The organism is Shewanella sp. Actino-trap-3 (genome assembly GCF_002836275.1).
GTDB classification, from domain to species: Bacteria; Pseudomonadota; Gammaproteobacteria; order Enterobacterales; family Shewanellaceae; genus Shewanella; species Shewanella psychromarinicola.
The window spans coordinates 1357732-1377818 of sequence record NZ_PJCE01000001.1 but is presented as its reverse complement, the minus strand read 5'-3'; the positions used below and the strand labels follow the sequence as shown (position 1 = coordinate 1377818).

The window sequence follows — 20087 nt, the reverse complement described above, 5'->3', positions numbered from 1 at the left end:
CCAATAGGGTGGTGTTTAGCTATCGAGGAAAAATTAGTAAGCGCTAGCGTGAACGTTTTTAACTGCGCGGCCCGATGGGTCGTTAAGGCCTTGCAAACTTGCATCCCACAATAGTGCTTCAGGGGTTGAACAAGCCACTGTTTTTCCTCCGGGCACTGTTTCAGCTGCGCTGGCTAATGGGAAAAACTCTTCAAAGAAGCTGCGGTAAAAATAGGCTTCTTTTGACTCTGGCGTGTTGTATGGGAAACGGAATTTTGCGTTAGCATATTGCACGTCGCCGACGTTTTCTGCTGCGTGTGCTTTTAAACCATCAATCCAAGAGTAACCTACACCATCACTGAACTGTTCTTTTTGACGCCATACCACTTCTTTTGGCAATTTATCCTCAAATGCCTGACGTAAAATGTGCTTCTCGATGCGGCCATCTTTAGACATTTTGGCTTCTGGATTAATACGCATTGCTACGTCGATAAATTCTTTATCTAAGAAAGGCACCCGAGCTTCAAGTCCCCATGCCGCCATGGATTTGTTGGCACGCAAGCAGTCAAATAAGTGAAGTTTATCTAGCTTACGAACTAACTCTTCATGAAATGCTTGCGCGTTAGGCGCTTTATGGAAATACAGATAACCACCGAATAACTCGTCAGCACCTTCGCCAGACAGCACCATTTTAATGCCCATGGCTTTAATTTTACGTGCCATTAAATACATTGGCGTTGCCGCTCGAATCGTGGTGACATCGTAAGTTTCGAGATGATAAATCACTTCTTTAATCGCATCTAAGCCTTCTTGGAAGGTATAGACAATAGGATGATGAATGGTGCCAATGGCGTCAGCCACTTTTTGTGCGGCAACTAAGTCTGGAGATTCCGCTAACCCTACGGCAAATGAATGCAGTTGTGGCCACCATGCGCCTGTTTCGCCGTCGTTTTCAATACGATGTTTGGCGTAAGTTTGGGTAATGGCAGATATCACTGATGAATCTAACCCACCAGACAATAATACCCCGTAAGGTACATCTGACATTAATTGGCGTTTTACTGCGGCTTCTAATGCTTCACGCAACTCTTCAATGCTTGCAGGGTTGTCTTTAACCGCATCAAAATCGCGCCAATCACGTTGATAATACTGGGTTGGTTTACCGTCGGCAGAATATAAATACTGTCCAGGGTAAAACTCAGCAACGGTTTTACATACCGGCATTAATGCTTTCATTTCAGAGGCAACATAGAAGTTACCAGATGCATCGAAGCCAGTGTAAAGTGGGATTATACCCATATGATCGCGGCCGATTAAGTAAGTGCCTTTGGCTTTGTCGTACAGTACAAATGCAAAGATGCCGTTCAGTTTGTCTAAAAAGTCACAACCGTATTCTTGGTAAAGTGACAAAATCACTTCACAATCTGAGTTAGTTTTATATTGGTATTTGTCACCAAGCTGAGCTTTTAATTGCTTGTGGTTATAAATTTCACCGTTTACGGCTAATACTAAGTTGCCATCAGTGCTGATAAGCGGTTGCGCTCCATGGTCAACGTCAACAATGGATAAACGTTCATGAGCTAAAATGGCATGTTCATCAGCATAAATACCAGACCAATCTGGACCGCGGTGACGCAGTAATTTTGACATTTCTAAGGCCACATGACGAAGTTGGCTTGCATCAGTTTTGATATCTAAAATCGAAAATATTGAACACATAGTACGGCTCCAGCAGCGTTGGCTAATCTTTTTCTACCACTACTTTGCCAGCATTTTGGTTAACTGCCAAGTTTGTTTTTTAAGATAACATCATAAAATTGGTTGTTTTAATGATTTTTTCTCTTCGAAATATCTTTTTATTTAAACATTACTAATAATAACTTCTATTTTTATGAGATATCTTTATTTTTACTGCGATTATGATGATTTATTTTGATATTCCATAATCAAATACAACTAAAACGATAATTGCACTAAGGCAGTGCGCCTGATCGTTATTTGAGCAAAAAGAAGGTTGAATAGTCGTTTTTGTGCTGTTGGTTAGCCATATCCAAGCTTAATAGGATTATTTATGCGCGATATTGGGGCTCCCGTTCACTCGGTGATAGCCAACCAAGCAAGGCTTAACTTGTTAAGTATATTAAGACTGGATAGGGTTACCTTGGTCACTTATGTTGTGGCTGGGTGGCATAAGCTGCATTTAAGTTAGGCGACATTTTAGTCAGGCAGCCCCTTTTTATTTGCAAAAGAATACCTTGATTCATAAAATCGCCTTATAACGGAAATTATTTAAGGAAAAAGTATGCTTGGTGAAACAAATTTAACGGCACTACTCGCATCGATGTCACCGGTATTATTAGATGACGAATATGTTTTTTGCTCAGTGCAGGGGCAATATGGTGATTACCAAACTTTATCGCCACTGGCGACGTTTCGCGAATCTGAAGGGCTGACATTAGTATTAACCAAAGCGGCTGCTATTGAGGGCGGTTTGTCATTTGAATCAGTATTTAAAGGCATTACCTTAACGGTACACTCTAGCCTTGATGCCGTCGGTTTAACGGCTGCAGTGGCCAATAAACTCACCGAAAAAGGCATTAGCGCTAATGTTATTGCCGCGTATTATCATGACCATATTTTTGTGCAAACAGAAAAGGCGGCTTTAGCCATCGAAGCGCTAAATGAATTTAGTAAAGTGTGAGTACCGTTTATCCAGAGGATTAACTCAAAGACTAATGACATAAATGCTAATAGCACCAAATACCAATAAAAAAGCCCATCAAATACATGATGGGCCAATCCTTGTTTGGGGGGGCGGAATAGGGTGGTGTTGTATTAATCTGCAGGACGTAATTGATTAAATTCAGACCCGGCAAAGTATCCTGGCCAATCTTGATTATTACCTAGCTCAGCTGCGGCTTGGTAATACACGCCTAAATCTTGTAATGATCCGGATAAGTCCCATTCAGGACGGTAATCGTCGCAGACGTTATGATAGCAGCCTTTCATTTTCACCAGCATTGCGGTTTTGTATTGTGCTGTTGCTTCATCAAGCGGTTCGTTACCTCCACCGGCAAATACTGCCGGTACACCTAATTTGGCAAAACTGAAGTGGTCTGAACGGAAAAAACCGCCTGATGCGGGGTTAAGTTCGCCCTTGCTAATCCGATTTTGTTTAGCTGCAGCGCGGTCTAAATAGTTTTCTAACTCAGACTGACCTTTGCCAACTATGGTGTAGTCTTTGGTTTTGCCATACACATTGGTGCTGTCTAGGTTAAAAACAGCGACCGTTTTATCAATGGGATAAATAGGGTTAGCAGCATAGTAACGTGAGCCTAATAAGCCTTGTTCTTCACCCGTAGTGGCAATAAAGGTTAATGAGCGGGCTAAGCCTTGACCTTGTTCGGCTTGCTGCGCAAACTGGCGGGCAATTTCTAAAATGCCCGCAGTGCCTGAGGCATTATCTAATGCGCCATTATAAATTTGGTCACCGTCTTTGGTGTCATCTTTACCGAGATGATCCCAGTGGGCCGTGAATAAAATCTGTTCTTCGGCTGCCGTGCTGCCGGCTAATGTTGCAACCACATTATAACTGTCGGCATACTCTGTTTTGTTAGCAAATTCAATGCTGGCAGTTTGGGCTAAATTGACATTGAGTGAACTGTTGGCCGCGCGATCCATTAACGATGTTAATGATAGACCGGCTTTGTCAAACAAGGCAGTTGCAGTGTCTAGGGTTAACCATCCTTCAACTTGAACCCGTTGATCTTGTTCTGCTTGGCTAAGGACTAAGTCTTGTTGAGCTCCAATCCAGCTATTTTCGACTACCGACCAGGGATAGGAAGCGGGTTCAGTATCATGGATGATGATAGCGCCCAATGCTCCTTGGCGACTGGCTTCTTCAAACTTATAAGTCCAACGGCCATAGTAAGTCATCGCCTTACCATTAAACTTCGCCCCTTGAGGATGAGCAAAGCCTGGATCATTAACTAAAATGATGGCAATTTTGCCTTTCATGTCGAGGTCTTGGTAATCATTCCAGCCGTATTCTGGTGCATTAATACCGTAACCGACGAACACTAATGGCGCATCTTTAATACTGACTTGGTGGTTATCATGACGACTGCCTAGCACAATATCTTGGCGATACTGCATGTCCATGCCAGCTAAATTAATTCGTTGTTGCTCGCTGGCGGTGTAGCTCACCATTGGAACTGGTTGCAGAAAACTGCCGTTATAGGCGCCTTTAAGCCCCATTTGAGTGAATGCGGCAGATAAATATTCTAGGGTAAGTTTTTCACCTTGGGTGGTGGGCGCCCGACCTTCAAACTTATCAGACGATAATGTTTCAATGTCGGTTCTAAAGCGTTGTTCATTAAACGTCACAGCAGTGACTTTAGCTGGGGCAATTTGTTCGGTCGAAGCGTGTTTAGCATCGTCACTATTGCATGCTGTCAGCAAGGCAATGGCGCAAAAAGGCAACAATCGTTTCATGCTATGTCCTGTTATTATTATTTGTTATTTCAGACGAGCATAATGAGGCAAGCCAGTGCTTGAAAACAAGGTTGCTGGCTTGGAATTGTGTTACCTAATGTAAATTGTGTCGTTGACACTCATCTTATTAACTATTTGATCTTGTTGACGTGAATCAATAGTGCTTAAGCGATATTGGACGTTTTACTCCCGCAATCATATGAGTACTATTCTATATTAAAGGGTTTACCTTGCGATAAAATAGTGTCTCGCGTATCAGTATCGAGCATTAATTTAATGGCGAGACAATCAAACTGTCACTGAGTAAAGATATCGATTAAACGACATCAATATCAGCGGCGCATGCAAACACGTGATTAGGTCTAAAAGGTTCTTTGTCAATATCAATCATTTGGCTCACGCCACTGGTGACCAAAATGGTTTCAAGTCCTGCTTGAAAGCCTGCGAGAATATCGGTTTGCATGTTGTCGCCAATAATTACGGTGTTTTCAGAGTGCCCCTGAATATGATTCAAGGCTGAGCGAATAATCCACGAGCTTGGTTTACCCACATAAAATGGCATTTTACCTGTGATACGTTCAATCGCTGCGCATAACGCGCCACATGCAGGGCTAAAGTCTGCGCCATGAGTATCTGGATTGGTGGCAATAAAGCGTGCGCCGCCAGCAACAAAGCGAGATGCTTTATGGATCATGTCCCAGTTGTAAGCGCGGGTTTCACCGACAATAACAAAATCTGGGTTAATATCGGTTATGGTGAAACCTGCGTTGTACAACTCATGGGTAAGTGCACCTTCGCCAATCACAAAGGCTTTATTGCCGGTTTGGTGTTTAAGAAAGTCGGCAGTGGCCATAGCTGAAGTGTAAAAACAGCTTTCTGGCACATTAATGCCTGCCGCGCCGAGACGGTTTTGTAAGTCTTTGCCGGTTTGCACCGGATAATTGGTGAGGATGACCAGCGGGTTGCCTTGTTCAAGCACACGGTGAATAAACTTGTCACTTCCGGGAATGAGCTTGTTGTCGTGCAGTAATACACCATCAATGTCGCAAATAATATTTTTCATTCAATGATTTCTTCCTTCAAATACAACCTCTGTATATCTAATGCTCATTCAGGTGAGAAAACAATGATTAAATCCAAAAAAGGGCTGTTTAGAGTTTGATTTAACACCTTGTGAGCTTTTTGTTGCCGATAGATTGCCGCTTAGCGTTTATTCGGTCATCGTGTTAACCGAGTCCTTGGGTTGTTTAACGCTATGGCCTACGGCCACTAACGTTGTGGCGGCATGGTCAACGCTGTTCCTTACATCATAATGATATTTCCCATATCCATATGGGTGAGATGCCAATGAACAATCTGTACCGCGGAAGCTAGCCTGACTCTGATAGGTAGGATGCGTTGAAGCACATGGTCAATGATGTTCCCGACATCATAATGACATTACCAATATCCATATAGGTCAGATGTGCGTGAAAAGCCTGTCAGGCTAACGCATTCTGTTGAAAAGAGTCTTCAACGGCCTCAAGTTCAGAGTTGAATCACACCAATTGCAAGCTAGGTATCCAAATCATTTATGCCCCGAAGTGTTTTTAAGATATGGCCTGCGGCCACTAACGTCGTGGCGCTTCACCCACACCAGACCAAGAGGAAATCAACGGCTATTCCCTCTTGGAACTCCCAGCCGCCCCGCAACATTTTCTGAACAGCGAAAAGGTCGCCATGGGGATTGATCTAGCTTTTAACTTCATTTAGTGTTCTTCGGACTTATTCGAAAATGCTAACGCTTCCGATGGTACATCCTGTACCGCGAAAGCTAAGCTCACATCCATGTGAGCTTCACGCTATTTTCTTCAACGCCCTCAAGTTTAAAGTTGAATTTGTACATTTTTAAATCAAAAACCAACTCGTTTTTGCCCCAAAACGTGTTGGCACCGATGCTTGCCCTGATTTAAGTATGGCTACTTTGCAATACTTGAACTATTGAGCAGGACTTGAATCTGTGCACTGTTTCTGTCACATATTTATGCAAGGGTTACATAGTCATCGCTAGTAAGCTTACATAAATCCAATGTCTATGATAGAAAGTTTCATGAGCTCTTAGCGAGAGTGAGAACTAGGTTTTGGAAATCCCACTCTAATGACCACTACCATAATTACGATATTCGATTGCCCATTTGGGCTAGAAAATATAGCTATATCGTCTTCTACGTTGCCTGACGGGACTGTTTTGGGAGACGACTCTAAAACAGGTCGATACCAATATTTTTTCATAACGCATTGGTATCACTAGCAATCTGGGTGAAGTGTTTATTTTACAGGACTAGATAGAGCAGTAAGAACAAGCTCATTTATAGTTGAATTAAACAATGCCCCCTTTAAAGGGGGCTCAATCAAAGCCTTCTGCAGAAGGCAGATTTTTTATGGCAATAAAGCTCAACTAATTAGCTCGCGCGGGCCTCTTAAGTCGCTTGCTTTTTCACTGCGCCGATGCGCCATAACATACAAGACAGGCAGTACAAACAGCGTCAGTATCGTTGATGAGATAATCCCGCCAATCACTACCGTTGCAATTGGGCGCTGCACTTCAGCACCAGTGCCTATATTCAGCGCCATAGGTACAAAGCCAAGACCAGCCACCAGTGCCGTCATCAATACTGGCCGCAGTCGAGTGAGCGCGCCATCAATAATCGCAGACACAAGCTCGCCTTTTTCTTGATACAGTTGGCGAATAAAGCTCAGCAACACTAAGCCATTAAGTACAGCGACGCCAGAAAGTGCTATAAAACCTACCCCTGCAGAGATAGATAACGGCATATCCCGTAGCCACAGTGAAATCACCCCGCCAGTTAGGGCTAAGGGAATACCGGTAAAAATAATCAGCGCATCTTTCACCGAGCTAAAAGCCATCACCAGCAACCCTAAAATCAGCGCCAACGTTAGCGGCACCACAATAGATAAACGCTGACTTGCTGACTCAAGCTGCTCAAAGGTGCCACCATACTCTAGCCAGTAACCCGCAGGAATATGGACCTTCTGACTAATTTGCTGCTTGGCTTCACTAACAAACGAGCCTAAGTCGCGGCCACGCACATTGGCCGTGACAACAATACGGCGCTTACCGTTCTCTCGTCCAATTTGATTTGGTGACGGCGCAATCGCTAACTTAGTGACTTCAGACAAGGGTACGAATTCACCTGATGACAAGACGATGGGCAGTTGATGCAAGTGCTCAATATCCAGACGAATCTGTTCGGGCAAACGCACTACCATTTTAAAGCGACGATCACCCTCAAAAATAAGTCCGGCCTCTTCACCACCGATTGCCGTCGCGACAAAGTCTTGCAGTTCATTAACCGTTAAACCATAATGCGCCAACGCGAGACGATCTGGCTGAATCGATAACATAGGCAGGCCTGTTACCTGCTCGACTTGTAAGTCGGCAGCGCCATCTATTTGCTCTAACACTTCGCGAATAGCATTAGCAGAAGTCAGTAATTGCTGTAGGTCATCACCCACCACTTTTATGCCTAAGTCTGCTCGCAAACCTGAGATCAACTCATTAAATCGCATCTCAATTGGCTGAGTTAACTCAAAGTTATTGCCCGGCTGACCTGCAACAGCTGCCACAATATCGGCCGCTAACGCGTCATGGTTCATTTTAGGATTAGGCCACTCACTGCGGGGCTTAAGCATAATAAAGGTGTCGGCGATATTTGGCGGCATTGGATCATTCGCCACCTCTGGGGTACCAATCTTAGAAAACACATTCAACACCTGCGGGAAGTGTTTGATGCGCTCTTCTAGCAAAATTTGCATATCAACTGATTGTTCAAGTCCTGTGCCCGGAATACGGATAGCTTGCAACAAGATATCTTCTTCATTGAGCTGCGGGATAAACTCAGAGCCTAAGGTCGTTGCTAGCCAGATAGAGAAGCCAACCAATGCCACTGCGGCGCTTAACACCAACCAACGCAGTTTCATCGCACCAATCAGTAACGGCTTATACAGCGACTTAGTCGCAGTAATAACACGGCTCTCTTTTTCGCTAATTTTACCTGTCATAAATAGGGCAACCGCAGCAGGAACCAGGGTAAACGACAGCACTAATGCCGCCAATAGCGCCATCACAACCGTCGCCGCCATTGGGTGGAACATCTTGCCTTCGACACCCGTTAAGCTAAACAGCGGAATGTACACGACAGTAATAATCAACACGCCAAATAAGCTTGGGCGGATCACCTCATTGGTAGCTTCAAACACCAGCTGCAAACGTTGTTTACGTGGCAGCACATGGCCACCATTCTTTACCTGCGCCTGACCTAAGCGACGAATGGCGTTTTCCACAATAATCACTGCGCCATCGACTATCAGGCCAAAATCTAATGCGCCTAAGCTCATCAAGTTAGCCGATACACCTGCTTGCACCATGCCCGTCATGGTCGCCAACATCGCCAGTGGGATCACCGCTGCGGTAATCAATGCCGCTCTGGCATTACCCAGCAATATAAACAGCACCAAAATCACTAATAGCGCACCTTCGACTAGGTTTTTCTGCACGGTGTAAACGGCTTTATCGACCAAGGTGGTGCGGTCATACACCGCCTCAACTTTAATCCCCGATGGCAAAGAGGCTTTGATATCTTCAAGCTTAGCGGCAACGGCGAGTGATACTTGACGCGAGTTTTCGCCCACCAGCATCATGGCGCTGCCTAATACAGTTTCTTTGCCATCACGGGTAGCCGCACCTGTACGCAGCGCTTTACCAATGCCAACCTCGGCCACATCAGCAATAAAGACTGGCGCGTTATCAATATGCTTAACCACAACTTGCTCAATGTCGCTAATGGTCTTTAACTGCGCAGCTGAGCGCACTGTTAATTGCTGACCATCACGTTCGATATAGCCGGCGCCGCGGTTACTATTGCTGTTTTGCAGCGCATATTTAATATCAGCAAATGAAATACCGTAAGCCAGCATTCTCGTCGGTATTGGCGTGATGTGGTATTCCTTATCAAAACCGCCGATAGTATTAATTTCTGTAACACCAACAACCTGCGCTAACTGTGGCTTAATTATCCAATCTTGGATCTCCCTCAGTACGGTTGTATCGTAATCACTGCCATTAGCCTGTTTAGCATCAGGCAATGCTTCGATGGTGTACATGAAGATTTCACCAAGCCCAGTTGATATCGGCCCCATTTCGGGCTCAATCTCTGCTGGTAACTTACCTTCAATACCGTTTAAGCGTTCACTGATAAGATTGCGGGCAACATATAGATCGGTGCCTTCATCAAACACCACTGTTACCTGCGACAAACCATAACGCGACAGCGATCGAGTGTAAGAAAGATGCGGGATCCCCATTAGTGCATTTTCAATTGGGTAGGTAATTCTCTGTTCTGTTTCTAACGGCGAATATCCCTCGGCGCGCGTGCTAATTTGCACCTGCACATTGGTAATATCAGGCACGGCATCAATCGGTAATTTTTGATAACTCCAGAGCCCTACTGCAACTAACAGCATGGCGAGGAACATCATCATCCAGCGTCTATTTATGGCAAGACGCAAAACTGATTCAATCATTTGTGTCTCCTTTAGTGCCCATGTCCAGCGCTTGATTTCTCAAGGTCGCCTTTTAGTACAAAGCTGTTATTAATGGCGTATTCCTCACCGACGTCAAGCCCCGAAAACACTTGGCTCATTTGGCTATCGCTTTGGCCTAATTCAATAACCCGCTTTTCAAAGCCCTCTTGGTTACGAATGAAAATGACTTGCTCACCTTCCATTATCTGCACGGCACGATTATTAATAACCAAGGCGACCGCTTCTGTACTAAGAGTGACATTGCCAGACAATAACTTACCCACGGCCCACAGACCTTTGGTGTTATCAAGCGGTGCACGTGCCAATTTGTAGGTTTGTGCAGTAGGTGCGCTAAGCAGATATTGGATGGTTGATGCCACTTGGTTTTGCTCTGCGGCAATAGTTAACGCCTGCCCAGCGCGGACTTGACTTAATTGGCCAGCAAACACCTGATACTGTGCCCATAACTGGCTATCATCAATAATACTCAGCAGCACATTATCGGTTGCTAACTCACCCACATTGGCACTGCGACTCTCAACCACACCCGAGATAGGCGCTGTGATTAAATAGCGTTTTAAGCTTGAGTTTGACTCGACTTCAGCAATCACTTGCCCAGCCGTAACGCGCTCACCAACCTCGACATTCATTGCAGTAATAAGCCCTGCAAAGCGCGCTTTAACCTGACTCGTCGCTGACTCTGGCAACACAGCTCGGCCATATAGCATCAGCATTTGCTTAATATCGCCCGCTTGAGCTAATTGGGTAGTAATCCCCGATGCTAGGATCTGTTCGGCGCTAATGTGCACTTGTCCCTCTTCATATTCTTCATTGCCGTGCTCATCGCCATGTTCATCTGCATGTTCATTTTCAGGCTTATCTGAGTGAGCATCGTGCTCTACATGTTGCTTATCTTGAACCGTATGTTCTGATGACGCGCTCACTGCACCACTAACCATTAATGCAGCAGCAACTACCGCAACGTGAGCCAAAGAGAATTTATTTAATAAGGCAAAATTCATTTTGCGTGTCCTGTAGCTGTTTTTGATACTTCAGCAGTCTTGGAAAAATCATTAAAAAAGGTATGTTGAGAAGCGGGTAAAGGCTCAGCAATTAGCTGCTCTATATCCACGCCGTAACGCAACGCAGAGGCTGCCGCATCAATCAATGCCCGGCGAGCAAATAGCAATTCTTCTCTAGCCGTAAGATAATCAAGGTAGCTGTATAATCCTTGCTCATAGGATTTTTCGGTATCTTCAAGGGCTGAGGTTAAAGTCGGAATGATACTGGCTTGTAAGCGATTAACGGTTAATATTGCTTGTTTACGACTGGCATAAGCGCGATATAGTTGTCTATAAAGCTCGAGCAAAGCAACCTCTCGGTTGGCAAATACCGCCTCTTTTTCAGCTTGAGCTGACAATATCGCACCACGATTACGCTCACCACTAAACAGCGGCATACTAAAGCCTGCGATTAATGCTATATCATTGGTTTGTTGCAGCTGTTTAACTCCTACTGACCACTTGATGTCTGTGCCCGACTGGGTTTTAGCAAAACGCAGTTCAGCTTCTTTCAACTGAGCTTGTGTTAGGTAGGCTGCAATTGCAGGACTGTATTTTACCTTTTCATATAACGGCGCTAAGGCTACATCGTCGGTAAACTCAAATAAACTACCAGCAAGCGTACCAAAGCTGACCTGAGATTCGCCCCACATCATACTTAACGCCAACTTGGCATAATCAAGTTGATGCAATTGGTTTTCTGCAACTAATTTGGCATTAAACACCGCAGCTTGGGCACGCTTAACTTCAGCGTCAGGCGTGATGCCCGCTTGGGCGCGTGTAGTGACAACGTTAAGGGTTTGCTCGGCCAGCGATAATGAATCAATCGCCAGTTGTAATTGTGATTGCGTAGCTAGCACATCAATATAGCGACGTGTGGTTTCAGCCAATAAATTCAGCGCTGCGATTTTACGCTCAGCCTCTAGATAGGCACGCTGCTCGTTAACCACTGTGCTGCGGGCATCAAGTTTGTCACCTAACTCAATAACAGACGATAAAGACACGCTAAACTCTGCGCTATCGGTCCCTTGAAATTCACCCGAACCGACAATATTGTCGGCATCAAAGCCAATTTCATAACCAGGAGTAAGCGCCTGAGTTTGCGCTACACCGTCGAGCGCTTGTTGCCTAAACTTAAACACTTTAAGTGAAGGATGTTGCTGCTGTACACGCTCAATAACCATGGTTAATGACAAGGTATTAGATTGTTCTGTAGGCGCAGCAGCAAGTGAGCCTGCCGCTAACAAAGTGACAAGTAACAAGGTGCAATAAAGACCTCGCCAAACACAAAGCATGCCGATTTTAGTGGCAGCCTTCGTGCAATACGTATTATAAAACATCAGACAATAAGCCTCGATTTAATACAAAATACCAGACCTGTTGATTACTAAACCTTCAAAGGAGCAACAGATCTTGAGCAAGCTTTAAAAACTCGCTAACGGAATAAAATTTTGATTAAACGATTAAGGCTTTGGGAGGGCGTAGAAAAGCAAAATAGGGGGCTTCAACTGAGGTTGAGTTAAAGCTAAACACAAAAGACTTAGGACTTGCGGTAACGGTTTGCATAAGCGCAACCGGATGCATTAAGGTCAAACAACAAGAACAGCAGTTATTACCGCATTCAGTGCAATTATCTTCTACATGACTTTCCGTATTGGACTCATTACATTTCTCAACATTGTTGTCAAGCTCAGCGGTTTGCAGAACAGAATGCATCACATCAGTATCGCAATCATTATGCGCAAAACCACAGTCATCAGCCATAACTGCAACAGATTGTAGCGTTAAAATAATGATCAGCCCCATCCGCCCTAACATCGCTGCAGAGGTTATAAATACTCGTAAATAACGCGAGAAACTAGACATTAGGCCTTAGCGCACCTTTTAACTCTATTGCTGTACATTTTTGACTTAATTACTCGTTAACAAAAGTTGAATACATCTAGTTTAAGTGAACCAAACTTAAAACACTATGCATTTGCTTGCATGACCAGCTATAAATGCTTAAAAGATCCCAAAATATCTATAACATCACGTTTTAAGTTGTATATTTAACTCGGCTTAAATTGAGATATTCTCTAGAAAAGTTTACATATCATAGTCATTTATCCAACTAATTATTGATTCCAAAAATATGTAAATAATCAGAGATCGGTTTAAGCCATCACAAATTGTCGTGGCATAGTTATTTTGGTCACAAACTAAGAGATTAATACCAGTGGTCATAATATAGTGGATTAGCAAAACTGGCCATTTATTTGTCAGTAAGTAGTACATATTGTCGCACTAAAGCTAATCCTAAAAAACACCGTGCCTAGATTAGTGAAACTCGTAAATGTCCATTTTCAAGTTAGCTTTGCTAACACATATCTGCCCCAAAGCTTGTTATAACACCTTTAAACAATCGCGAACTGACGAATGAGTTGCCCTACAAAATCTCATATATAAACCCTGCTCTTAGCGCTTTATCTGATTATTTGATTGTTCAAAACTGGATAGGCATACAGTCGTATTAAAAACGAATGGGTTTTGAGTGTTTCCAAGCTTATTCGTTTGCGTGTTTTTCCAGCCTTAAATTAATAAAGTCTATTAAAATCATTGGGATATATCTTTGCCAAATTAGTTAATAGGTTTGAAAAACGCGCATGCGCGTTTTTCAGGATGGTGTATTTGATAGAAAGCTGATAATTTCTTTGGAATACAGGTAGTTAACTGTGCGCGCTTTCACTGGTCTAATGAGGTAAACGCGCAGCGCATAAATACTAAGACGTTAAGTGTAAAAAAGAGTATTCATCATGATCAGAATATTATTAATTCTATTTCTAATCAGTTTATCTACTCATTATGCTAGGGCTAATGAGCTGAATGTGAGCATTAATAGCTATTCTGATGCTGCTGCATATATAAAGGCGGCTTATGATAATGGCTTAGATAAGAATTGCTGGGACTCCAATGCCACTCAAAGAAAAGTAGTTGCCTTTCTGGGCAGCGAAGGACTAGACGACAAGCATGAAAATAATCTATCTAAAAAATCTACAGAGCTAAAGCCATTCGACTGCACTGTCTTAGCCTCTGTTATTGATATGGTACATTCAAATAAAAATGCAATTTTGGCAAAATATCCAAAATATCCAAAATATCCAAAATATCCAAAATATCCAAAATATCCAAAATATCCAAAATATCCAAAAACCCAAAAAACTACTGCGGCATTAGACTGGAAGAAATTACCTTCTAACAATCCAGTATTTTATAGCCAAAATGGTGGTTCAAAAGCAATTCTGAGTATTAATGATGGAAATTCTCCTGAAATATCATTGCTTACAGTTAATTCAAACTGCGACCTAAAGAGCAAACCTAAGCAAGGTGAGTCTTTTATGTATGTAAATAAAACTCTCGTTAAGTTTGGCTATGTATGCAATGGCGACATGCAGTCCATATTTTTTGCTAAAAGCCAAAAAGGAAAAGAATATATACTTAAAGAGTTTGAGAAAAAATCCAAAGTTTGCTATGCACTCAAAGAAGAAATAAAAGGGTTGTGCTTTGGTGCTATCGGTTTTAAGAACTCAAAGCACGAACTCCTCAATATAAAGAAACAGAGAGATGCAGCCATATAATTTTAGTTTTGATAAACACTTAACAAGTTTAGGCAACGGACACAAAAAGCCTAGCAGTTTTTCGTGCCGCTGCTAAAGGCGTTAACCATAGAATTTTTTATCCGAAACTGAGGAGTTAGAGTTAAGGCTTTAACTCGGAAATGTCCAGAAATGAGTTAAGCCACACTTATTAACAGTGTGTATTAACTTCCAGAAAGCTTGCTATACTTACTTTGCTAGATTAAAGCCAACACTTAAAATGATCTATTAATATGTTGTAATAAAACTATACGCCGGATGATACTAATTGATGGTTTTAGTTTTATGCGGGTTTATGCTTTAATTTTATGTAAGGTTATGTTTATAAAATATAATAAGTGTTTGATTTTACTGTTGTCATTATGCATTATTATGGTAGAAGCGACACAATTGTTGGTGAGTTAACTGCCCAGGTTAATCAGTCAATCAATATCGTCCGCAATAAGAGCAATAAAACCCACATATTTGGCATGATGATATGGCCTCAGATGTAAGGTTGCGTTTTATTCTTTGTAAGTGGTACTCATAACCGCAAACTCTCCATCACTCCATCTCACGGGTATATATAGCCTCACTAGCACCTGTAACTCCTTCCAAGTGAGTTTTTCTGCCAACGTATCCGTTGGCAATCCTGTTCATCTATGCGCTCCCACTAGAATCTATATTGCGTTAGAAACATTGTTTGTTATGCAAACTAAAAGCCAACTAAATTCAAGAGTGTCTGAAAGAACAGTGGCAATTTTCAACATGAGATCACGCGCTCATAATCAACACATTCAGATTGGTATGTAAATTAATTACTGTATTCTCGTTTTGTAATTACTATTTTTTGAAAAAAAATAACAATTTTGCTACATCAAATAGTGCATTTATTTTTGACGATGCATTGCGCTTTCCTATTGACTAAAAGAAGTATTCAATGAAAAGTATAAATTCTCTCATAACAGCCTCAGTACTGTTACTTATTTGCAGTAGTTCAGTACAAGCCGACAATTTCTCTGCGGATAACTATTTGTTCGGTGATATTGGTGGTATTCGTAGCCAGATGCATAATGCCGGTATCGACGTTAGCTTAGGTTATACCTTCGAAACCGGAGGTAACTTAACAGGTGGCCAACATCATGCCACTAGTTATGCCGATCAAACCGTTCTTGGTGTTAACTTCGACCTCGAAAAATTATTAGACTTATCCGATGCCAACTTCCATTTTGCACTGACCAATAGAGGTGGGCAGAGCCAGAATATTAATGATAAAGCTGAAATCGGCCAGTTAATGCAATCTATAGAAGTGTTTGGCCGCGGCAGAGTGACCCGTATTTCTGAGTTTTATTATGAGCAAAAACTACTTAGTGACGACCTCAATATTAAGTTAGGCCGTATGAATGTTGGCGCTGAATTTGGTGCTTTCCAATGTGAATTTGCCTATCTTGGATTCTGTGGATCCCAATTCGGTAATTTTAATTCCACGGTTTACAACTGGCCTATAAGCCAATGGGCGGGTGTCGTCAAGTATCAGCTAGCGCCAGTATGGTATGTAAAGACCGGGGTTTACCAAATGAACCCAAGCTGGCTTAAAAATAGTCAAAATATTAATTTAGGCAGACCTCATGGCACTTTGGGAATGACGATTCCTGTAGAACTTGCTTGGATGCCCAACCTCAATGACTTACCAGGTACTTATAAACTGGGTTATTGGCATGATACCGTTGGAGGTGAAGATCTTTACTACAATCAAGATGGTAATCCCTTGATTATTGATGGTGGCAAAGCACGTCAACATGACAGTAAAGATGGCGCTTATTTTGTCGCAGAGCAACAGGTTACTTCTGTAGATGGTGATTCTGCCCGCGGTCTTAGTGTGTTCCTTATGGGGACGTTGAACGATCAAGATATCACTACTGTGGATAAATCATTGGCATTGGGGGTGAATTATCAAGGTCCATTTGCTGCTCGTCCGACAGATAAATGGGGCTTAGCCGCTAAATACCTACATGTGAACGATAGCATAGCTGATAGCGCTCAGCTTTATAATGACAATCACGCACTTTATATGCCTATCCAGGAAACAGAGACGGTCATTGCTAGCTATTACAAATTTCAAGTGACTAAGTATTCTGCTATTCGTCCTGAAATTCAGTACATACATAATCCAGGTGGTATCAGTGAGAATAATGATGCTTGGGTAGTCACTCTCAAAGGTGATATTGCATTTTAACTAAAGCTGAAATACAACATGCACTCTAAAACAGCTTAAATTAACGCTAATATAAGTAACCGTTATTGTAGATGTTTTAGATTCGATTATAGATGAATAAACGCAAGGCTAAATACAGAGGTAACGTTTTCAATCTGCGCTGGGGGTTGTTAACATTTTGGGATATTGGTAACAATTAAGTAATTTTGTTACCAATATCATATCTTGGAGATCTGGTTGGGACATCACATCTTACCTTTGGTAAATTAGTGCCAGATCACTAAGGTATTCACTGCGATTATCCGTGATATTTACCTAAAGAATATCGTCGTCCCTACACATTAAGGAGTGGCAATCGTTGGTCTCCTTAAAAACGTTCATTTAGTTGTGCTAATAGTCAGATTGATAAGGGAGTAGTGGGTAATCATGTAAGCAGCAGCTTTTCATTTTTACTATTTTCACTGCAAAAAACAAAAAACATTAATATTATTCAGTTAAGTGTTTAATTCGGAGTTCCAATGAATAAAAAAACTTCAACCACAATTCATTTGCTGGCCCCTTTTACGGGGGTGTGCTGTCCACTGAGTCAGGTTCCTGATGCCGCATTTTCTCAAAAGATGGTGGGTGATGGATTAGCGATAGACCCTACAGAAAACATTCTTCACGCCCCATGTGACGCCACCGTTACTCAAATACATCCTTCTAAGCATGCCGTGACTTTATTAACGGCGACTGGCATCGAAATTCTGCTTCATATAGGTGTCGATACCGTTAAATTGAAAGGCGAAGGATTTAAGGAATTAGTGAAAGTGGGTGATGCTGTAAAAGCTAAAACGCCACTGATTGAGCTGGATTTAGATAAAGTGGGTTGCGGTGTAAAAAGTTTGCGTACCGTCATACTGCTCACGGATATGACCAGAATTATTACATTAACACCAACGACTGAACAATTTGTCAACGCGGGCGATCTGTTATTTAGTGCAGAGGTATCAGCGGCAGCTCGTGCTGTAACAAAGTCAGATGACATGGTTAGTTCTGCGCCAATAGTGGTTATTAATCCAACCGGTATTCATGCTCGGCCTGCTGCTGCCATTGTCACTGCGATTAAAGCATTTGACTGTGACGTGATGATTGATAAAGCAGGCAAGCAAGCAAATGCTCGAAGTGTGGTTGGTCTTATGGGGTTAGACATCGCTTTTGGTGAGCAGATTGTTATTCTCGCTAAAGGTAAAGATCAGCAAGCGGCAATAGCAGCATTATCTGAGGCGATAAGCACTGGTTTAGGTGAAGAGGGCGCCGATGCTTCACTTGTGACTAAGAACGTTAAAAGCGACTTCGATCCTTTTTCCGAACCATCACTACTACTACAAACGAGCCAAGATCCACGTCAGCTGATTGGTGTGGAGGCATCTCCCGGTCAAGTTAAAGGGCGTTTATACGTGATTAAAGCTGAAGTGCCTAAGTTTGACACTTTTGCCGACGATGCACAGGTTGAACAGCAAACTTTAGACGATGCAATGAAGGTGGCTAATCAAACCTTAGTCGAACTGGTTGAAGAGCTGCATAACAAGGATATGGGGCAAAAAGCCGATATTTTTGTAGCCCACCAAGAGCTAATGTCAGATCCTGATTTGTACGATGACTGTATTATTGAATTACAGCAAGGTAAGTCGGCCCCTTATGCTTGGAGTAAGAGTATTTGTCGCCAAGCGGACAAACTTGCTGGAATGGAAAACCCATTACTCGCAGGACGTGCCACAGACCTTATCGACGTTGGCAATCGGGTTTCACGCATTATGGCAGGATTGTCTCAAGATACTATTCCGGCTGAACTCCCCGAAAATACTATTTTAGTCGCTAAAGATTTAACCCCTTCAGATACTGCCAAACTAAACCCCGCATTCGTTAAAGGCATTTGCACCACTTTAGGAGGGGCATCGAGCCACAGTGCTATTTTAGCTAGAGCAATGGGTATTGCTGCTATGGCTGGTGTTGAAGCTAAGATCATGACCTTGCACGGTACTGAGGTGTTACTCGATACAGCAAAAGGTTATCTATTATTGTCGCCAACTGAAGCTGAAATTGCGCAACTTGATGTGATTAAAAATGCCGCTGAGCAGCAGAAAGCCTTGGCTTTCGCGCACAAAGATGAGACAGCCGTTACCTTAGATGGAGTGCGATTTGAAATTGCCGGCAATATCGCTAAAGTCAGTGATGCCCAAAAATTAGTTGAAATGGGAGGCGAAGCGGTTGGTTTATTGCGTTCTGAATTCCTTTATCAAGACCAATCAGTTGCACCTTCAGAGGATGATCAGGAACAAGTCTATCGTGCGGTACTGCAAACGTTAGGACAGCGTCCTCTAGTTGTGCGTACGCTAGATGTAGGAGGAGATAAGCCGTTGGCCTATTTACCTTTGCCGAAAGAAGACAATCCATTCCTCGGTGAGCGTGGTATCCGTGTCGGTTTAGATAAGCCCGCAGTATTACGACAACAAGTTCGTGCGCTATTAAAAGCGGCTGAGGCGGGCAACTTACGCATTATGTTCCCGATGGTAGCGTCTTTGTTTGAGCTTAAGTTAGCCAAACAAGTTGTAAAAGAAGAAGCCGAAAAATTGGCTATCGATATTAGTGGGATCCAAATTGGCATCATGATTGAAGTGCCATCGGCTGCCGTGATGGCAGATGTGTTGGCTGAACATGTCGACTTTTTCTCTATTGGTACTAATGATTTGACTCAATATACCTTAGCGATTGATCGTGGACACCCTAAGTTAGCTGCCATTGCTGATGGATTGCATCCTGCAGTATTACGCCTGATCGATATGACGGTTAAGGCCGCGCATGCCAAAGGTAAATGGGCTGGTATTTGTGGTGGTTTGGCTGGCGAAAAAGATGCAGTGCCTATATTGGTTGGTTTAGGCATTGATGAATTGTCTGTGAGTGTGCCTTCGATCCCTGAAGTGAAACATCAAGTACGTCATCTAAATCAGCAAGCTTGTCAGCTTATCGCTGCTAAAGCGATGAGCTGCGCAGATGCCAAAGATGTTCGAGCATTAATGCGAGATCCTAATACGCTAATCGCCGTTAAAGGCGATATCTAAAAAGCGTTGATCACTTGGTTATCTATTGAAATTTCTAAGG

The 20087-nt window shown here is 42.8% G+C and carries 11 protein-coding genes; 4 read left to right on the top strand and 7 right to left on the bottom strand.

What is annotated here, in order from left to right; genetic code table 11:
- Positions 1-33 precede the first annotated feature (33 nt).
- The gene (asnB, locus tag CXF80_RS05890) at positions 34-1698 is read right to left on the bottom strand and encodes an asparagine synthase B (protein ID WP_101032000.1); all 1665 of its coding nucleotides are present in this window, start codon (positions 1696-1698) and stop codon (positions 34-36) included.
- Positions 1699-2281: 583 nt separating this feature from the next.
- On the opposite strand from asnB, the gene CXF80_RS05885 reads away from it, so the two are divergent.
- Entirely contained in the window at positions 2282-2680 is a 399-nt protein-coding gene (locus CXF80_RS05885) for an ACT domain-containing protein (protein WP_101031999.1), read from the top strand.
- A gap of 134 nt (positions 2681-2814) precedes the next feature.
- On the opposite strand, the gene CXF80_RS05880 is transcribed toward CXF80_RS05885, so the two are convergent.
- From CXF80_RS05880 to CXF80_RS05855, 6 genes are all read right to left on the bottom strand, one after another.
- A complete protein-coding gene (locus CXF80_RS05880) occupies positions 2815-4473 on the bottom strand; it encodes a M28 family metallopeptidase (protein WP_101031998.1) in 1659 nt (552 codons plus the stop codon).
- 316 nt (positions 4474-4789) lie between these two features.
- Entirely contained in the window at positions 4790-5536 is a 747-nt protein-coding gene (locus CXF80_RS05875; protein ID WP_101031997.1) for an HAD-IIA family hydrolase, read from the bottom strand.
- A gap of 1370 nt (positions 5537-6906) precedes the next feature.
- Positions 6907-10056 carry an efflux RND transporter permease subunit gene (locus tag CXF80_RS05870; RefSeq protein ID WP_101031996.1) on the bottom strand — a complete coding sequence of 1050 codons (3150 nt, stop codon included), beginning with the start codon at positions 10054-10056 and terminating at the stop codon, positions 6907-6909.
- A gap of 11 nt (positions 10057-10067) precedes the next feature.
- Entirely contained in the window at positions 10068-11078 is a 1011-nt protein-coding gene (locus tag CXF80_RS05865) for an efflux RND transporter periplasmic adaptor subunit (RefSeq protein WP_101031995.1), read from the bottom strand.
- Positions 11075-12457 (bottom strand): TolC family protein, encoded by a 1383-nt coding sequence (locus CXF80_RS05860; protein ID WP_101031994.1) that lies wholly within the window; start codon positions 12455-12457, stop codon positions 11075-11077. Before CXF80_RS05860 ends, CXF80_RS05865 begins: the two co-directional genes overlap by 4 nt.
- Positions 12458-12572: 115 nt before the next feature.
- Positions 12573-12983 (bottom strand): hypothetical protein, encoded by a 411-nt coding sequence (locus tag CXF80_RS05855; RefSeq protein WP_101031993.1) that lies wholly within the window; start codon positions 12981-12983, stop codon positions 12573-12575.
- A gap of 929 nt (positions 12984-13912) precedes the next feature.
- Between CXF80_RS05855 and CXF80_RS20065 the strand changes: the two genes are divergently transcribed.
- The 3 genes from CXF80_RS20065 (at position 13913) to ptsP (ending at position 20047) form a co-directional block, all read left to right on the top strand.
- Positions 13913-14734, top strand: a complete 822-nt coding sequence (locus CXF80_RS20065; protein WP_157822187.1) for a hypothetical protein — start codon at positions 13913-13915, stop codon at positions 14732-14734.
- A gap of 937 nt (positions 14735-15671) precedes the next feature.
- Positions 15672-16967, top strand: a complete 1296-nt coding sequence (locus CXF80_RS05845) for a carbohydrate porin (RefSeq protein ID WP_101031991.1) — start codon at positions 15672-15674, stop codon at positions 16965-16967.
- A 497-nt stretch (positions 16968-17464) separates the two neighbouring features.
- Positions 17465-20047 (top strand): phosphoenolpyruvate--protein phosphotransferase, encoded by a 2583-nt coding sequence (gene ptsP / locus CXF80_RS05840; protein ID WP_101031990.1) that lies wholly within the window; start codon positions 17465-17467, stop codon positions 20045-20047.
- Positions 20048-20087 lie beyond the last annotated feature (40 nt).